Raw genomic sequence first — 15,446 nt, forward strand, 5'->3', positions numbered from 1 at the left:
GGGAAAGGCGCGCGCCAGCGCGCCATGCGGGGATCAGCGGCGCGCGAGCGCGCCTTGCGGCAGGTTCTGCGCGATGGTGCGTTCGATCAGCGCGTCGGCCTGCGCCAGCTGCTTCGCATAGGCGTCGGTCGACAGCAGCGGCGTGCTGCGCGGCGCGTCGACCGAGGCGAGTACGGCGCCGTCCTGGTCGCGGATGGCGACATCGACGTGCATCGACAGGCCGAGTCGCAAGGGATGCTCGACGACCTGCTTCGGATCGAGTTCGATCCGCACCGGCACGCGCTGGACGATCTTGATCCAGTTGCCGCTGGCGTTCTGCGCCGGCAGCAGCGAGAACGCACTGCCGGTGCCCATGCCGAGACTCGCGACGCGGCCGTCATAACGCACGTCGCTGCCGTAGAGATCGGCGTGCACGTCGACCGGCTGGCCGATGCGCATCTTCGTCAGTTGGGTTTCCTTGAAGTTCGCTTCGATCCACACCTGTTCCAGCGGAACGATCGTCATCAGCGTGTTGCCCGGCGCCACGCGCTGGCCGAGCTGCACCTCGCGCCTGGCGACATGGCCCGACACCGGCGCGACGATCGCCATGCGCTGCAGGTTGAGCCACGCTTGGCGCAACTGGCCGGCGGCGGCCTGCACCTGCGGCTGGCTGGCGATTTCGGTCGCATCCACCAGCGCGCGGCTGCGCGAGAGTTGGCCCTGCGAACCGGAAAGCGCCGCTTCCGCGCCGGCAAGGATGTCGCGCGCATGTGCGAGTTCCTCGCGCGACACCGCGCCGCTGGCGACCAGGCCTTCGCGACGCTTCACGTCCTCGCGCGCCTGGCGCACGGCGACCTGGCGCGCGACCAGATCGGCCTGGCCGGATTCCACGCTGCTGTAGAGCCCGCGCACCTGGCGCACGGTGCCGGCGAGATTCGCGACGGCCTGATCAAAGGCCACTTGCGCGTCGTTGGGGTCCAGATGCACCAGCGCCTGGCCGGCTTCGACGCGCATGCCTTCGTCGGCATCGATCGAGACCACCGTGCCCATCGTCTGCGGCACGATGCTGACGACGTTGCCCTGGACGTAGGCATCGTCGGTGTCCTGGTGCCAGCGCGCGACCAGCAGATACCACGCGCCCCAGCCGATACCGGCTGCGATGGCGACGGTGGCGAGGATTGCGAGTGCGCGACGGCGCTTGCCGTTCGTCTGCGGCGCGGTGGCGGCAGCAGGGGATGTGGAGTCGGAAGTCATGGCGTGGTCGCCCCGGCAAGGTCGTGCGTGGAAGAGGTGGGTGCGGTCGACACGAGGCCGCCGCCGAGTGCGCGATCGAGATCGACCGCGGCGCCCAGACGCTGCGCGCGCAGCGCGGCGAGCTGCTGTTCGAGCTGGAACAGCGGACGTTGCGCGGCGAGCACATCGAGCTGGTTGCCGAGCCCCGCGCGGTAGCGCGTGTCGGCGAGCGCGAACGCCTGGCGCGCGGCTTCGGTGGCGTCGGTGACGGTCGCGATCTGCGCATCGAATGCGCGCGCCGACTGCAGCGCATCGGTCACTTCGCGCAGGGCGCTCACCAGGGTCTGGTTGTAACTGGCGACCGCGAGGTCGTAATCTGCATCGCGCTGCGACAGCCCGGCGCGCAGGCGGCCGCCATCGAAGATCGGCAGGCTGATCGCCGGTCCGCCGAGGCCCAGCGCCGCATCGCTTCCGAACAGGTCCGACAGATTGCCGGCGGCAAGGCCGACCAGCGCGCTGAGATTGACGCTGGGCTTGAACGCAGCCTGCGCCGCATCCACGCCGCGCGCCGCGGCTTCGACCCGCCAGCGCGCGGCGACCACGTCGGCGCGATGGCCCAGCAGTTCGCTCGGCAGCACGGCCGGCACGTTCGGCGCGGTGGCCTGCAGCACCTGCGGGCGCGCGATGTCGAGGCCGCGGTCTGGCCCCTTGCCCAGCAACGCGGCCAGCGCATTGCGCAGCGCGTCGATCTGCTGCTGCGCGGCTTGCGCCTGCTGGCGGGCGATGCCGATCGAGGTGTCGGCGTTGCGCAGCTGCAACTGGTTGTCGAGACCGGCGTCGACGCGCTGCGCGGCGAGGTCGCGCAGGCGGGTCGCGCGAGTCTGTTCCCGCGCGGCGACGTCCTGCGTGTCGAAGGCCTGCGCCAGCGCGATATAGGTGCGCGCGACGTTCGCCGACAGGGTGAGTCGCGCCGCCTGCGCGTCCACCTCGGCGGCACGCGCTTGGCCGGCGGCGGCTTCGAACGCGGCGCGCTGGCCGCCCCACAGATCGGGCGTCCATGCGAAGTTCAACAGCAGCACGTTGCTGGCCTGGAAGTCGCCGCCCAGTGGCTCGGGCGCGAGGGTCCCGGGCAACTGCAGGCCACTGACGCGCGCGCTGGCGCCGAGCGTCGGCTTGCGCTGCGCATCGGCGAGCCCGGCCTGCGCACGCGCGCTGCGGGCGCGGGCATCGGCCGCGGCCAGCGACGGGCTGTCGCGCAGGGATTCTTCGATCAGCGCATCGAGCTGCGGATCGGCGAATGCGGTCCACCAGTCGACCTGCGGGAAGTCGGCCGCGCTCAGCGAAGTGCCGCCGAGGCTGCGCGCGCTCGCGAGCGTGTCGGCGTCGGTGGCGGTCAGTTGCGGTGCGAGTCCGTGGCTGCTGGCGCAACCGGCAAGCAGCAACGCGGCGGCAAGCCCGGCGAGGAGCGGAAACGGCGCGGCCTGCGCCCGTCTCGGGGCGCGCGCGGTGGAAGGAGACATGGTCACTGTCCGGGGAAGGAGAGGTTGTCGCGAACCTGTTCGAGGACGCGGATGAACTGCAGGCGCTGCGCCTCGTCCATGCCCGACATCGCGCGCTCGCGCACGCGGTTGCCGCACTGGTCGATATCGCGCCAGATCGACTGGCCCTGTGCGCTGAGCTGGATGCGCACCACGCGCCGGTCGCCGGGATCGGCATGCCGCTCGACCAGGCCGCGCTCGATCAGCTTGTCGATCAGCCGTGTCATCGCGCCGGGATTGAGCTCGGCCGCGCGCGCCAGCTCGGTCGCACCGGTGGTGCCGAGGGCGAGCTTCTTCAGCGTGATGTACTGGCTGAAGCTCAGGTCGTGGCCGGCGTTCGACAGCTCATCGGCCATCCGCGCCCACATGGCATCGCGGACCTGCCGGAACAGCAGGCCCAGCGAAGAACCGCTGGCGGAAGCGCAAGGGCGGGTGGTGTCCATGGCGCGCATACTCCTCGCCTCTGCAATTGTTGTCAAGGCAAGTAATTGGGATGGGCTGTAGGTTTAGGTGGGGTTGCGGAGATGTCGTAAGAGTTAAGCGCCTGATCAACGCGCTGCGGGCGCCGTTAGCGCCGCGTCGTGTGCTTTCAGGATGGCAGTTGGGCCACGTAAAGAGCGACAAGCGCCCTTAGGGTCTTCGGCGCATTGCGGCGCGCCGCATCTAGATCGGCGGCGAGAGCGCCAGAATCGAACCGGAATCCACGCTTGATCGTCGGGTCGACGAGACGTAGAGCCTCGGCGGACTGGCTCAGCGCCCGGTGGAAGGGTTTCAGCGCGAGCGCCTGGCCGGCCTCGCGCTTGAGCTGCCTATCGCTTGGCCAGTGCACAGGCAGGCATATCCGCAAGGAGTGACCGCGATCGTGGCTGGACACCTGCGGCAGGGTCGAACGCCATTGCGCGAACTCGGCATGGAGGTGTTCTAGGGTACCGGCCGGCGGGCCGTCGCTCGGGCAGCAGAGCTCGACAACGAGGGTCTCGAATGCGTCGCCGTAAGCACCCGGCAGGCCCGCTTCCAGCCACTTCGAGAGTGTATGAAGCGTGGGGTCGGGCCCGTAAAGGCGATAGGTGCGGTGGACGAACTCGAATTTCATGCCATCGTGCTTGTCAGGCTCATGCCCGCTTTGTTTTGTACGGAACTCGCTTCAAATGTTGCGCTGCAGCACCAGTTCCAGCACGAACTTGCTGCCGAAGAACGCCAGCACCAGCAGGGCCATCGCCGCGAGCGTCCAGCCGACCGCGCGGGCGCCGCGCCAGCCGTGGCGCCAGCGGCCGAACAGCAGCGCGCCGAAGGCCAGCCACGACAGCACGCTGAGCACGGTCTTGTGCATCAGGTGCTGGGCGAAAAAATCGTCGACGAATACAACGCCGGTGACCAGCGTCGCGGTGAGCAGGGCGAAGCCGACCCAGATCGTGCGGAACAGCAGCGATTCGAGTTCGGTCAGCGGTGGCAGCGCGCGCAGCCAGCGGTGGAACTCGCGCCGGCGCAGCGCGCGCTCCTGCGCCCACAGCAACATCGCGAGCAACGCGGCGACTGCGAGCGCGGCGTAGGCGAGCAGCGCGAACCAGGCGTGCATCTGCAGGCGCCAGTCGAGTGTGTCGGATGACGGGTGCGCGGCCTGGCCGTAGCCGAGCAGGGTGAGCGCGGCGATCGGAAACACGATCACGCCCAGTGCCGCCATGCGCCCGCGCGCGTCGTAGAGCACCGTCAGTGCCGCCATGCCGAGGCCGACGAGGGACAGCGCAGCGAAGAAATGCAGCTCCGCGCCGACATCGCGCCATACCAGTAGATGCGCCGTGATGTGCAGCGCAATGGCACCGAGCGCCGGCGCTGCCCACCACAGCTTGGCGGGCGCCGGCTCGCGCCCGACGCCGCGCACGAGCGCTGCGGCCGCCAGCAGATAGAGCAGGGCTGCGATGAGAACGATTGTCATCGCGCGAGTGTCGCACGCCCTGCGCGTTCCGGGCAGCGTCGCGACGTTCCGAGGGAGCCCTGAGCGCGGGCCGCGTGGGGCTGCGGGCTATAATCGGCGGCCGTATTCCGCCGCATCGAGTTCCGTATGTTCGAGTCCCTGACCCAGCGCCTGTCCGGCACCATGGAGCGCCTGCGCGGCCGCGGTCGTCTGACCGAGGAGAACATCCGCGAGGCCACCCGCGAAGTGCGCATCGCGCTGCTGGAAGCCGACGTCGCGCTGCCGGTGGTGCAGGCGCTGATCGAGCGCATCAAGGTCCGTGCGGTCGGCCAGGAAGTGCTGAAGTCGCTGACCCCCGGTCAGGCGCTGATCAAGGTCGTCCGCGACGAGCTGACCGCTGTGATGGGCGCGCAGGCGACCGAGCTCAACCTCAACGTGCCGGCGCCGGCGGTGATCCTGATGGCCGGCCTGCAGGGCGCCGGCAAGACCACGACGGTCGGCAAGCTGGCCAAGCTGCTCAAGGAAAAGCGCAAGAAGAAGGTCATGGTGGTCTCGGCCGACGTCTACCGTCCGGCGGCGATCGAACAGCTCAGGACGCTCGCCGAGCAGGTCGACGTGACGTTCTTCCCGTCGGAGTCCTCGCAGCAGCCGGTCGACATCGTGCGCGCGGCGATCGCTGCGGCGAAGAAGTCCTTCATCGACGTGCTGCTGGTCGACACCGCCGGCCGCCTCGCCATCGACGAAGCGATGATGGACGAGATCAAGGCGCTGCACGCCGCGGTCAATCCGGTCGAAACCCTGTTCGTCGTCGACTCGATGACCGGCCAGGATGCCGCCAATACCGCCAAGGCCTTTGGCGAAGCGCTGCCGCTGACCGGCGTGGTGCTGACCAAGACCGATGGCGACGCCCGTGGTGGCGCGGCGCTGTCGGTGCGCTACATCACCGGCAAGCCGATCAAGTTCGTCGGTACCGGCGAGAAGGTCGACGGACTCGACGTGTTCCATCCCGAGCGTGTCGCCAGCCGCATCCTCGACATGGGCGACGTGCTGTCGCTGGTCGAGCAGGTCGAGGGCCAGGTCGACAAGGACAAGGCGCAGAAGCTCGCCGAGAAGGTCGCCAAGGGCAAGAAGTTCGACCTCAACGACATGCGCGACCAGCTCGAGCAGATGCAGAACATGGGCGGCATCGGCAGCCTGATGGACAAGCTGCCGGGACTGGGCCAGGTGCCCGAGCACCTCAAGCAGCAGGTCAGCCAGGGCAAGGAAGTCCCGCGGATGATCGCGATCATCAACTCGATGACCAAGAAGGAACGGCGCAACCCGAACCTGCTCAACGGCTCGCGCCGCTCGCGCATCGCCGCAGGTGCAGGCACCACACCGGCCGAGGTCAACAAGCTGATGAAGCAGTACATGCAGATGGAAAAGATGATGGGCAAGATGGCCCGCGGCGGCATGAAGGGCATGATGCGCGGCCTGCAGGGCATGATGGGCGGCATGGGCGGCGGCCGCATGCCGTTCCGTTGATGGCATGACCTCCGCAGCCCGCCAGCGCAGCGACGCCTTCTGTTCGCGCTTCGGGCTGCGTCTGCCGGTGCTGTTGTCGCCGATGGCCGGCGCCTGCCCGGTCCCGCTGTCACGCGCGGTGATCGGAGCCGGCGGCATGGGCGCCATGGGCGCGGTGCTGTCCCAGCCCGATGACATCGGCGCGTGGATGCACGATCTGCGCGCCGCGGGTGGCGGACCCGCCCAGATCAATCTCTGGATTCCCGATCCCGCGCCGGTGCGCGATACCGCGGCCGAAGCTGCGTCACGCGCTTTTCTGGCGCACTGGGGGCCGGCCGCGCCTGCGGAGGCAGGTGATGCGACGCCAGCCGATTTCGATGCGCAGTGCGAGGCGCTGCTCGCCGCGAAACCAGCGGTGGCCTCGTCGATCATGGGCGTGTTTCCGGCGTCGTTCGTCGCCCGGTTGAAAGATGCAGGCATCGCCTGGTTCGCGTGTGTGACGACGCTCGGCGAAGCGCTCGCCGCCGAAGCCGCCGGCGCCGACGCGGTGGTCGCGCAGGGTTTTGAGGCGGGCGGTCATCGCGGTGCCTTCGATGCGGCGAATGCCGACACACAGCTGGTCGGCCTGTTTTCGCTGGTCCCGCGACTGGCCGACGCACTGCGCGTGCCGGTGATCGCCGCGGGCGGGATCGCCGATGGGCGCGGCATCGCCGCGGCGCTGACGCTCGGCGCGAGCGCGGTGCAGATCGGTACCGCCTTCCTGCGCACGCCGGAGGCCGGCATTGCACCGGCCTGGGCCGAGGCGCTGGCTTCGGCGGCACCCGAACAGACCTGGCCGACACGCGCCTTCAGCGGTCGGCTCGGTCGCGCGCTGGCAACGGATTACGTTCGCGCAGCCGCGTCCAAAGATGCACCGCGGCCGCAGCCCTATCCCGTGCAGCGCGCATTGACCGCGCCGATGCGCGCGGCCGCAGTGCGCGACGGCCGGATCGATGCGATGCAGGCCTGGGCCGGCCAATCCGCTGCGTCTGCGCGGGCGCGTCCTGCGGCCGAACTGGTCGCGGCCTGGTGGCGCACGGCTGACGCGCTGCTGTGAATCGCATCGCGTCGGTCACCCGTCTCTGGATCGACGGCCGGCCTGCCGATGCGGCCACGCTGTCTGCGCTGCAGACCAACTACGGCCACCTGTCGACGATGCAGGTGCGCGGCGGCGCGGTGCAGGGATTCGGGCGCCATCTGGCGCGGCTGCAATCGGCCAACACCGAACTCTTCGGCGGCGCGCTGCCTGCTGCGCGTATTCGAAGCGAGCTCGCATCGGCGTTACGGGCGGCGGAGATCGAAGACGCCACGCTGCGGGTTTCGGTCGGCGCACTGGATTTCGCCGCGGTGGAGCGGGGCGATGCCGCCGAGGTGGTGCTGCTGGTCGCACTGTCCCCGCCGCGCACCGCGCCCACAGCGCCGCAGCGTCTGCAGACATGTCGACACCAGCGCCCACTGGCGCATCTCAAGCACCTCGCCACGTTGCCACTGCTGCATGCCCGCCGCACCGCGCGCGCAGCGGGTTTCGACGATGCGCTACTGGTTGATGACGCGGGCTACGTGCTCGAAGGTGCCTTGTGGAACATCGGCTTCGTGGATGCCGAAGGTGGCGTCATCTGGCCGGATGGCGATGCGCTGCGGGGCGTGACGGAAGGTCTGCTGCGGACCGGGCTGGAGGCCGCGGGCATGTCCCAGCGGATCGAGCGGATTCGACTCGTGGACTGCGCAGGTGTCGGCGCGGCGTTCGCCTGCAACAGCAGCGGCCTGTGGCCACTGGGCTCGATCGACGGGCGGCCATTCACAGGTGAACCGCGCGTGCCGGGGGCGCTTGAAGCCATTCTGGCGGCCGTGCCGTGGGACCCGCTGTGGCCCTGAGCGGCCCCGGCTTGCCGAGCAGGCGGGGGTTTCCGCTATAATCGCGGGCTTACCTCGCCACCCTGGCGACTGGGCAACACAGGAAGCAAAGCAATGGTCAAGATCCGTCTGACGCGCGGCGGCGCCAAGAAGCGTCCGTTCTACCACATCATCGTGACCGACTCGCGCAGTGCGCGCGACGGCCGCAACATCGAGCGCGTGGGTTACTACAACCCGGTCGCCACCGGTGGCGAGCAGCGCATCGTCCTCGACACCGCGCGCGTCGACCATTGGGTGTCCAAGGGTGCGCAGATGACCGACAAGGTCCGCGCCCTGTACAAGGACGCCGGCAAGGTCGCTGCCGCGACCGCGACTGCCGCTGCCTGATTGACGGGCCGCGCCTTCGGGCGCGGCCGCTTTCGACATGAACGACCCGACGCGCCAACCTCCCCGCCGGATGATCCAGGTGGGCAAGGTCCATGGCGCGTTCGGCGTGCGTGGCGAAGTGAAACTCGAATCCTTCACCGAGCCGCGTAGCGCGATCTTCCGCTACCAGCCCTGGGTGCTGCGCGACGCGCGCGGCATCGAGCGCGAATGCGAAGGCGCGAAGGGCCGCGAAACGCCCAAGGGCGTCGTCGCGACGCTGCCGGGTGTCGAGGATCGCGATGGCGCGGAAGCGACACGCGGGCTCGAGGTCTTCGTGCCGCGCGAAGCGCTGCCGCCGCCGAAACCCGGCGAGTACTACTGGGTCGACCTCGAAGGCCTGCGCGTGCGCAACGTCGAAGGCGTCGACTTCGGCGTCGTCTCGCACCTGTTCTCGACCGGCGCCAACGACGTGCTGGTCGCGCAGGGCGACCGCGAGCGCATGATTCCCTTCGTGCTGCCGGACTACATCGTGTCGATCGATTTCGACACCGCGCTGGTGACGGTGGACTGGGATCCCGATTTCTAGGACGGTGCGCCGCGCCTTCGAAACGGCCGCTTTGGCCGTCGATACACCGCTGCGCGGGCAGGCACCGCACGCGCGGCGCGATGCGACCGCCAGGGACACGCCATGACGTCCGACATCATCCCGACTCCAGAAGACGCCCCGTCCGCGGCTGAAGCGCGCGTGCCTGCGGCTGCACGCGCCATCCGCATCGACGTCGTCAGCCTGTTTCCCGACTTCATCGACCAGGCCGCAGCCGTCGGCGTGGTGGGCCGTGCGCGCGAGCGCGGGCTGTTGACGATGCAGGGCTGGAATCCGCGCGATTACGCGGAAGGCAACTATCGCCGTGTCGACGACCGCCCCTTCGGCGGCGGTCCGGGCATGGTGATGCTGATCGAGCCCCTGCGTGCCGCGCTGGCCGCTGCCCGCGCAGCGGACCCGGCGCCGGTGCGCGTGATCTACATGAGCCCGCAGGGACGACCGCTGACCCAGGCCAAGGTGCGCGAGCTCGCGGCCTTGCCTCGCCTGCTGCTGCTGTGTGGCCGCTACGAGGGCGTCGACGAACGCCTGCTGGAGGCCGAGATCGACGAGGAACTGTCGATCGGCGATTACGTGCTGTCGGGGGGTGAACTGGCCGCGGCGGTTGTGGTGGACGCCGTCGCGCGGTTGCAGGACGGCGCGCTGGGCGATGCGGAATCCGCGGTGCAGGACAGCTTCGAAGGCGATGGCCTGCTCGACTGCCCGCACTACACCCGCCCGGTCACGCATGCGCTGGGACAGGTGCCGGACGTGCTGCTGTCGGGCAACCATGCCGAGATCGCCAAGTGGCGGCGCCAGCAGTCGCTGGTCCGCACGCTGGAACGACGTCCCGACCTGATCGACGAGGCCGCGCTGGGGAAAGCCGATCGGCGCCTGCTGGCAGCCTGGTGTGCGGCGCAGGGCGGGGATGTGTCGGGTGGCTCTGACGCCTGATCCCGTCCGCTCTGGTGCTGGCATTCGTCCCGCGACCCCGTCTATAATGCGCGGCTAACCCGTTTCACCAGAGCCCAAGAGCTCGCCGAAAAGCCAGAGCGTGCGTCCACGTGCACCACGCCAATAACGACACCAACAGGCCAAGACCATGACCAACAAGCCCTCCCTGCACACCCTGCTGCAGAACTTCGAAAGCGCCCAGACCACCCGCGAACTCCCCGAGTTTGGCCCGGGCGACACCGTTGTCGTCAACGTGAAGGTCAAGGAAGGCAACCGCGAGCGTCTGCAGGCGTACGAAGGTGTGGTCATCGGCAAGAAGAACGCCGGCCTGAATTCCGCGTTCACCGTCCGCAAGATCTCGCACGGCTTCGGCGTCGAGCGCGTGTTCCAGACCCACAGCTCGATCATCGATTCGCTGGAAGTGAAGCGCCGTGGCGCCGTCCGCGCCGGCAAGCTGTACTACCTGCGTGGCCTGGAAGGCAAGAAGGCGCGCATCAAGGAAGACCTGTCCGCTTCGGCGAAGGCGAAGAACGAGAAGGCGCGCGCCGACAAGGCCGCAGCCGCTGCAGCACCGGCTGCCGCCGCCGAGTAATCGGACCGCTCCGAGTCGCACGACGGCCGCCGCAAGGCGGCCGTTTGCGTTGGGGGGTAAGTAGCGTGCTGCCGTGGTCTTGCGCGCGCGAATACGCCGCACAGGTCTACCCGCACCTCTCCCTTTGGGAGAGAGCCTGCCCCGGACCTGATCCGGGGTCGACGCGCATGCGCGTCGGGTGAGGGAAGGATTTCAGCAGCGTGTCGCAGGCGAGCGTCTGCATCGTGAGCCGAAGACGCCTCATTCGATTCGCTGCCATTCGCCGGCCGCAAACAGTTCCGCCAGCTTACAAAAAAGGCGCTGGATCAAATCCAGCGCCCTTCGTTCCGGCAGTCTGCCGTCGAACGATCAGTCGTAGTCGGTCTCCAGCAGGCGGCCTGTGCGAGCCGAATATTCCAGTTCGACGATGCGGCCATCGTCCTGGCGGATGTCGATGTCGTACTCGCCATCGTCGTAGGACACGTCGATGACACGACCCGGGTGACGGCGCTGCGCATCAGCGAGAATGCTGTCGAGCGACGCGCTGTTGGCGCGGAAGCGCGGATCGGCCTTGGCGGCGGCCGCGGCGTGCACGCGGTCATCGTCGCCGCGGTCCTGGGCGAACGCGAGCGGTGCAGCGACGGCGAACGCGGCGGCGGTGATCAGGCTGGCAATGGCGGTACGGGTCATGGCGATTCCTCGGTATGGATGGAGAGCACCGGTCTGCAACCGGTTGACGCCAGTCTCCCCATCCCGCTTAACGCGGTTCTGATCGAGCCGTTCACGGTTTTGTTAATCCGCGTCGCCACACTTGCGCCCATGCGTACTCTCATCGCTCCCATTGCACTCGCCGCCGCCCTGGTCGCCGCGCCGCTCGCCGTGCCCCTGCACGCCGATGCGCAGGATCCGCAGGGCACCGCCGACTACGCCCGCGACGGTGTGCGCAGCGGCGAGTTCGTGCGGCTCGAACGCCTGCTCGCCGATGCCGAACGCCGCTATCCGGGGCGCGTCATCGAGGTGGAACTCGACCAGGACGATGACGAGTACGAAATCGAGATCCTGATGCGCGACGGTCGCGTGGTGGAGCTGAAGTACGATGCGCGCTCCGGGCGCCTGCTCAAGGTCGAGATCGACGACTGATGCGCATCCTGCTGGCCGAAGACGACGTCGAACTCGCGGCGCGCGTCGCCGCTGCGCTCGGGGCCGCGGGCTTCGCGGTCGACCGTGCGGAAGACGGCGCGGATGCCGAGTTCCGCGGCCAGACAGAGGCCTATGACGCGGTCGTACTCGACCTCGGCTTGCCGAATCTCGATGGTGTCTCGGTGCTGCATCGCTGGCGCGAAGCCGGCGTGGCCCTTCCGGTGCTGGTGCTCACCGCGCGCAGCCGCTGGCACGACAAGTTGGCAGGCTTCAATGCCGGCGCCGACGACTACCTGACCAAGCCCTTCCAGATCGAGGAACTGGTGCTGCGACTGCAGGCGTTGATCCGCCGCAGCGCAGGTCACGCGTCGCCGCGCCTGCGTTGCGGGCCGCTCGAGTTCGATGCGAATGCAGGCCGCTTCGCGCTCGATGGCGATACGCTGGCACTGACTGCACAGGAACACCGTATCCTCGCGTATCTGATCCATCACGCCGGGCGTGTGGTCAGCCGGGGTGAGCTCGGCGAGCACGTCTACGACAACGGTTTCGATCCTGATTCCAATGCGCTCGACGTATTGATCGGGCGCGTCCGTCGCAAGCTGGGCGTCGCGCTGATACACACCGTGCGTGGGCAGGGCTTCCGGTTGTCGGAGACGCCATGAGCGCACGCCGCGTGCTGTCGCTGCGCTGGCGGTTGTGGCTGGCCGGCGCACTGGGCGTGCTGATTTCCGCGGTGATCGCCGGTGGCCTGCTCGGCGCGATGTTCGAGCGCTCCGGACAGCGTGCGCTCGATCGCCGCCTCGACGATGATTTTGCGACCCTCGCGGGCCTGCTCGAAGCACGCGCGGACGGCGGCTGGCAGCTGCGTCGTTCACCGGCCGACGAGCGCTGGGCGCGGGTGTTTTCCGGCTGGTACTGGCGCATCGGTGATGGCGAGGCGGCGGTGCGCTCGCGCTCGCTCTGGGATGACGAACTCGTTGCGGACGATGTTCCCGGCAATGCGGCGGCGTGGTCGATCGTGGAGGGTCCGCGCGGCCAGCAATTGCGTCTGCGCGCGCAGTTGTTGCGGCTACCGGGTGTCGCCGACCCCATTCCCGTGCACGTCGCTGGCGACCGCGGCGATGTCGTCGCCGAGACGCGTGGTTTCCGTCAGGCGGCGATGCTGGCGTTCGCCGGCGCGGCGGCGGCACTGCTGGCGCTGCTGGCCTGGCAGATCGAGTGGGGCCTGCGTCCGCTGCGGCGCATGCGCGGCATCCTGCAGCGGGTGCGCAACGGCGACGACGTGCGGTTCGGTGCCGAGCGCTGGCCGGCCGAGGCGGCGCCGCTGGCGGAGCAGATCGACGATCTGCTCGACGAACATGCACGCCGCGTCGCCCGTGCGCGCCACGCTGCCGAGGATCTCGCGCATGCGCTCAAGACGCCGCTCGCCGTGCTGTCGGCGGAGGCGCAGCGACCAGGAGACGACATCGCCGATGTGGTCTCGACCCAGGTGCAGCGCATGCGCAGCGAAGTGGAGCGCAGGCTTGCCGGCGGCTTCGCGGTGGATGCGCGCCAGCGCACGCGGATCGCCCCGGTGGCCGAGGCCTTGTGCGGACTGTTCGCGCAGACCGCAGGCGATCGCGTGAGGCTGCACTGCGAGGTCGCGCCGGATCTGGTGTTCGCCGGTGCGCGCGAGGATCTGGAAGAGATGCTCGGCAACCTCGTCGACAACGCAGTGAAGTGGGCGCGCGCGCAGGTGCGCATCCACGCGAGCATCGCTGACGGACGCGTGCGGATCGCAGTCGACGACGACGGCCCCGGCATGCAGGCCGACGCGATGGCGCAGGCGCTGCAGCGCGGCGTGCGCCTTGACAGCCGGATGCCGGGGCATGGCCTGGGGCTGTCGATCGTCGACGGAGTCGCGGTGTCCTATGACGGCACGCTGGTGCTCGAGAATCTGCAGGGTGGCTTCCGCGCGCTGCTTGATTTGCCGGCCGGCGCACCGATATCGGGCGCATGAGCGAAGCCCTGGTTCCCAACGCCGCCGACAGTGTCCGCCTCGACCTCTGGCTCTGGGCGGCGCGTTTCTTCAAGACCCGCGCGCTGGCCAAGCAGGCGATTGAAACCGGAAAGGTCGATGTCGGTGGTCAGCGCGCCAAGCCTGCGCGCGCGGTCCGCATCGGTGATGCGCTGCGCGTGGCGCGCGGCGAGGAAGTGTTCGACATCGCGGTCGCCGCACTGTCGGACAGGCGTGGCCCGGCAAGCGTCGCGCAGACGCTGTACACCGAAACCGACGCCTCGCGTGAAACGCGCATGGCGCGGCTGGCCGAGGCGCGCGCCGCGCGTGCCGGTTATCAGGCGCCGGAGCACAAGCCCGACAAGCGCGCGAGGAAACTGATCCGCGCACTCGGCGACATCGACGCGCTCTGAGGCGCGCCTGTTCAAGTCGAGGCCGGTGTGTTGCGGCATGCTGGCACCACCACCCACGGAATGGCAGGTGCACGATGCGGATTCGGCAGGCGATGGTATTGGCGGGCGTGATCGGGCTTTCAGGATGTGCGAGCCAGGACGAGATGCGGGCGGACGCCGGATCGCGCTATCCCGCCTGGTGCGCCGACGCCGCGCGGCAGTTGCGCGAGGCGCAGTTGCCGGGTTCGCCCGCCCCGAGCGCTGAATCGCTGCCCAGGGAATGCCGGGAAGCCGCGCCCGGGATCAGGATAGGCGGCAGGCCGTAGCCCGGCTGAGCGACATCGTCAGCCCGGCAGCCAGTCGCTGACGAGGCTCTCGGAGACGGCCCACAGCCGCGCCGCCATGGCGGCATCGCGCTGCGCGTCGCTCTGCGGCGCCGGTGCGAAATCGCGGTAAAAGGCGCCATTGATGCCGGATGCTGCGGGCGAGGCCGCCAGCCAGCACGGCGTGGCCGCACCCTGTTGCACGCTGCGCGCATCGTCGCGGTAACGGCTGCCGACGTTGCGCAGGATGTTGCTGCGCGTGTGGCCGGGCGAGACGCAGTTGGACGTCGCGCGCGTACTCGCCAGGCGCCGCGAGAGTTCCAGCGAGAACAGGCCGTTCGCCAGCTTGGAATGCGCATAGCGCGCATCCCAGCTCGCCCCGGAAAGATCGTCGAACTGGATGCCGCCCGTCGGCGCGTTGCGTTCGTCGCCGCTGCCCAGCACCACCACGCGGCCCTGCGGCGCGGCGGTCACGCGGTTGAGCAGGCGCCGCACCAGCAGGTAATGACCGAGATGGTTGACGACGAAGGTCTTTTCGATGCCGCGGACCTGCTCCAGTTCGTCGAGCACTACCCCTGCGTTGCAGACCAATGCATCGACCGGCACGTCGAACCCGCGGATCGTGTCGCTTGCGGCCACCACCGAATCGAAATCGGCGAGATCCAGCACCACCGGCGTCGCGCGGCCTTCAACCGCAGCGCAGGCGGCTTCGCCGGTCGCGCGCGAGCGCGCGGTACCGATCACGTGCGCGCCGCGCAATGCCAGCACGCGCATGGTCTCCTGGCCGATGCCGGAGTTGCAGCCGGTGACGACGATGGTGCGGCCACGGAGGTCGAGACCGGCGGTCGCTTGTTCGGCGGTGGTCGTCGCATCGAATGCCGGTTTGTGCGCGAAGCCGGGCAGGGCGGTCGACAGTGCGGCCAGCGTGCCGGCCTGCAGCAGGCGGCGCCTGCGGTGATCAAAATGCATCTGTGTTCGGGTCCGTGACGGCTCGGGTTGTCGAGTGTAGGACGACCGCGCGACGACCTCACGAAGAGGCGATACCCGCAAACGCGAACGCCGATGC

General features: G+C 69.1%; 18 protein-coding genes. 11 read left to right on the plus strand and 7 right to left on the minus strand.

The features are described from left to right. Window positions 1-33: 33 nt before the first annotated feature. From AC3IRM_RS05770 to AC3IRM_RS05790, 5 genes are all read right to left on the minus strand, one after another. The gene (locus tag AC3IRM_RS05770; RefSeq protein WP_489205270.1) at window positions 34-1,233 is read right to left on the minus strand and encodes an EmrA/EmrK family multidrug efflux transporter periplasmic adaptor subunit; all 1,200 of its coding nucleotides are present in this window, start codon (window positions 1,231-1,233) and stop codon (window positions 34-36) included. Next, the gene (locus AC3IRM_RS05775; RefSeq protein ID WP_489205271.1) at window positions 1,230-2,732 is read right to left on the minus strand and encodes an efflux transporter outer membrane subunit; all 1,503 of its coding nucleotides are present in this window, start codon (window positions 2,730-2,732) and stop codon (window positions 1,230-1,232) included. The genes AC3IRM_RS05770 and AC3IRM_RS05775 overlap by 4 nt, the downstream gene beginning before the upstream one ends. 2 nt (window positions 2,733-2,734) lie before the next feature. Continuing rightward, window positions 2,735-3,193, minus strand: coding sequence for a MarR family winged helix-turn-helix transcriptional regulator (locus tag AC3IRM_RS05780; RefSeq protein WP_310154395.1), 459 nt, complete (start codon window positions 3,191-3,193; stop codon window positions 2,735-2,737). A 146-nt stretch (window positions 3,194-3,339) separates the two neighbouring features. Further along, window positions 3,340-3,843 (minus strand): hypothetical protein, encoded by a 504-nt coding sequence (locus tag AC3IRM_RS05785; protein ID WP_489205273.1) that lies wholly within the window; start codon window positions 3,841-3,843, stop codon window positions 3,340-3,342. Window positions 3,844-3,894: 51 nt separating this feature from the next. Next, a complete protein-coding gene (locus AC3IRM_RS05790) occupies window positions 3,895-4,683 on the minus strand; it encodes a cytochrome C assembly family protein (protein ID WP_489205275.1) in 789 nt (262 codons plus the stop codon). A gap of 126 nt (window positions 4,684-4,809) precedes the next feature. Here AC3IRM_RS05790 and ffh point away from each other — a divergent pair, with 126 nt between their 5' ends. The 7 genes from ffh to rplS all read left to right on the plus strand — a co-directional run bounded on the left by ffh (window position 4,810) and on the right by rplS (window position 10,550). After that, window positions 4,810-6,186 carry a signal recognition particle protein gene (gene ffh / locus AC3IRM_RS05795; protein ID WP_489205276.1) on the plus strand — a complete coding sequence of 459 codons (1,377 nt, stop codon included), beginning with the start codon at window positions 4,810-4,812 and terminating at the stop codon, window positions 6,184-6,186. 4 nt (window positions 6,187-6,190) lie between these two features. After that, window positions 6,191-7,261, plus strand: a complete 1,071-nt coding sequence (locus AC3IRM_RS05800) for an NAD(P)H-dependent flavin oxidoreductase (protein ID WP_489205277.1) — start codon at window positions 6,191-6,193, stop codon at window positions 7,259-7,261. Further along, window positions 7,258-8,079, plus strand: a complete 822-nt coding sequence (locus AC3IRM_RS05805; RefSeq protein WP_489205278.1) for an aminotransferase class IV — start codon at window positions 7,258-7,260, stop codon at window positions 8,077-8,079. The genes AC3IRM_RS05800 and AC3IRM_RS05805 overlap by 4 nt, the downstream gene beginning before the upstream one ends. Before the next feature lie 93 nt (window positions 8,080-8,172). Then, window positions 8,173-8,445 (plus strand): 30S ribosomal protein S16, encoded by a 273-nt coding sequence (gene rpsP, locus AC3IRM_RS05810; protein ID WP_159679338.1) that lies wholly within the window; start codon window positions 8,173-8,175, stop codon window positions 8,443-8,445. 37 nt (window positions 8,446-8,482) lie between these two features. Beyond that, complete coding sequence (gene rimM / locus AC3IRM_RS05815; protein WP_489205279.1) at window positions 8,483-9,010, plus strand: ribosome maturation factor RimM; 528 nt, start codon at window positions 8,483-8,485, stop codon at window positions 9,008-9,010. 180 nt (window positions 9,011-9,190) lie between these two features. Next, window positions 9,191-9,958, plus strand: a complete 768-nt coding sequence (trmD, locus tag AC3IRM_RS05820) for a tRNA (guanosine(37)-N1)-methyltransferase TrmD (RefSeq protein WP_489205853.1) — start codon at window positions 9,191-9,193, stop codon at window positions 9,956-9,958. 148 nt (window positions 9,959-10,106) lie between these two features. Further along, a complete protein-coding gene (gene rplS, locus AC3IRM_RS05825; RefSeq protein WP_232136089.1) occupies window positions 10,107-10,550 on the plus strand; it encodes a 50S ribosomal protein L19 in 444 nt (147 codons plus the stop codon). A gap of 348 nt (window positions 10,551-10,898) precedes the next feature. Here the strand turns inward: rplS and AC3IRM_RS05830 are convergent, their stop codons facing one another. After that, the gene (locus tag AC3IRM_RS05830) at window positions 10,899-11,219 is read right to left on the minus strand and encodes a PepSY domain-containing protein (protein WP_489205281.1); all 321 of its coding nucleotides are present in this window, start codon (window positions 11,217-11,219) and stop codon (window positions 10,899-10,901) included. Window positions 11,220-11,348: 129 nt separating this feature from the next. Between AC3IRM_RS05830 and AC3IRM_RS05835 the strand changes: the two genes are divergently transcribed. The 4 genes from AC3IRM_RS05835 to AC3IRM_RS05850 are packed head-to-tail and all read left to right on the plus strand — an operon-like array spanning window position 11,349 to window position 14,078. Beyond that, window positions 11,349-11,669 (plus strand): PepSY domain-containing protein, encoded by a 321-nt coding sequence (locus tag AC3IRM_RS05835; protein WP_489205283.1) that lies wholly within the window; start codon window positions 11,349-11,351, stop codon window positions 11,667-11,669. Beyond that, window positions 11,669-12,331: a response regulator transcription factor gene (locus AC3IRM_RS05840; protein WP_489205284.1), complete on the plus strand. Its 663-nt coding sequence runs from the start codon at window positions 11,669-11,671 to the stop codon at window positions 12,329-12,331. The genes AC3IRM_RS05835 and AC3IRM_RS05840 overlap by 1 nt, the downstream gene beginning before the upstream one ends. After that, window positions 12,328-13,668 carry an ATP-binding protein gene (locus AC3IRM_RS05845; RefSeq protein WP_489205285.1) on the plus strand — a complete coding sequence of 447 codons (1,341 nt, stop codon included), beginning with the start codon at window positions 12,328-12,330 and terminating at the stop codon, window positions 13,666-13,668. The genes AC3IRM_RS05840 and AC3IRM_RS05845 overlap by 4 nt, the downstream gene beginning before the upstream one ends. Beyond that, window positions 13,665-14,078: an RNA-binding S4 domain-containing protein gene (locus AC3IRM_RS05850; protein WP_489205286.1), complete on the plus strand. Its 414-nt coding sequence runs from the start codon at window positions 13,665-13,667 to the stop codon at window positions 14,076-14,078. The genes AC3IRM_RS05845 and AC3IRM_RS05850 overlap by 4 nt, the downstream gene beginning before the upstream one ends. A 323-nt stretch (window positions 14,079-14,401) precedes the next feature. On the opposite strand, the gene AC3IRM_RS05855 is transcribed toward AC3IRM_RS05850, so the two are convergent. Beyond that, complete coding sequence (locus tag AC3IRM_RS05855; RefSeq protein ID WP_489205287.1) at window positions 14,402-15,349, minus strand: SDR family NAD(P)-dependent oxidoreductase; 948 nt, start codon at window positions 15,347-15,349, stop codon at window positions 14,402-14,404. Between the last annotated feature and the right edge of the window lie 97 nt (window positions 15,350-15,446).

The sequence above is a fragment of the Luteimonas sp. KH_071 genome (assembly GCF_057838005.1).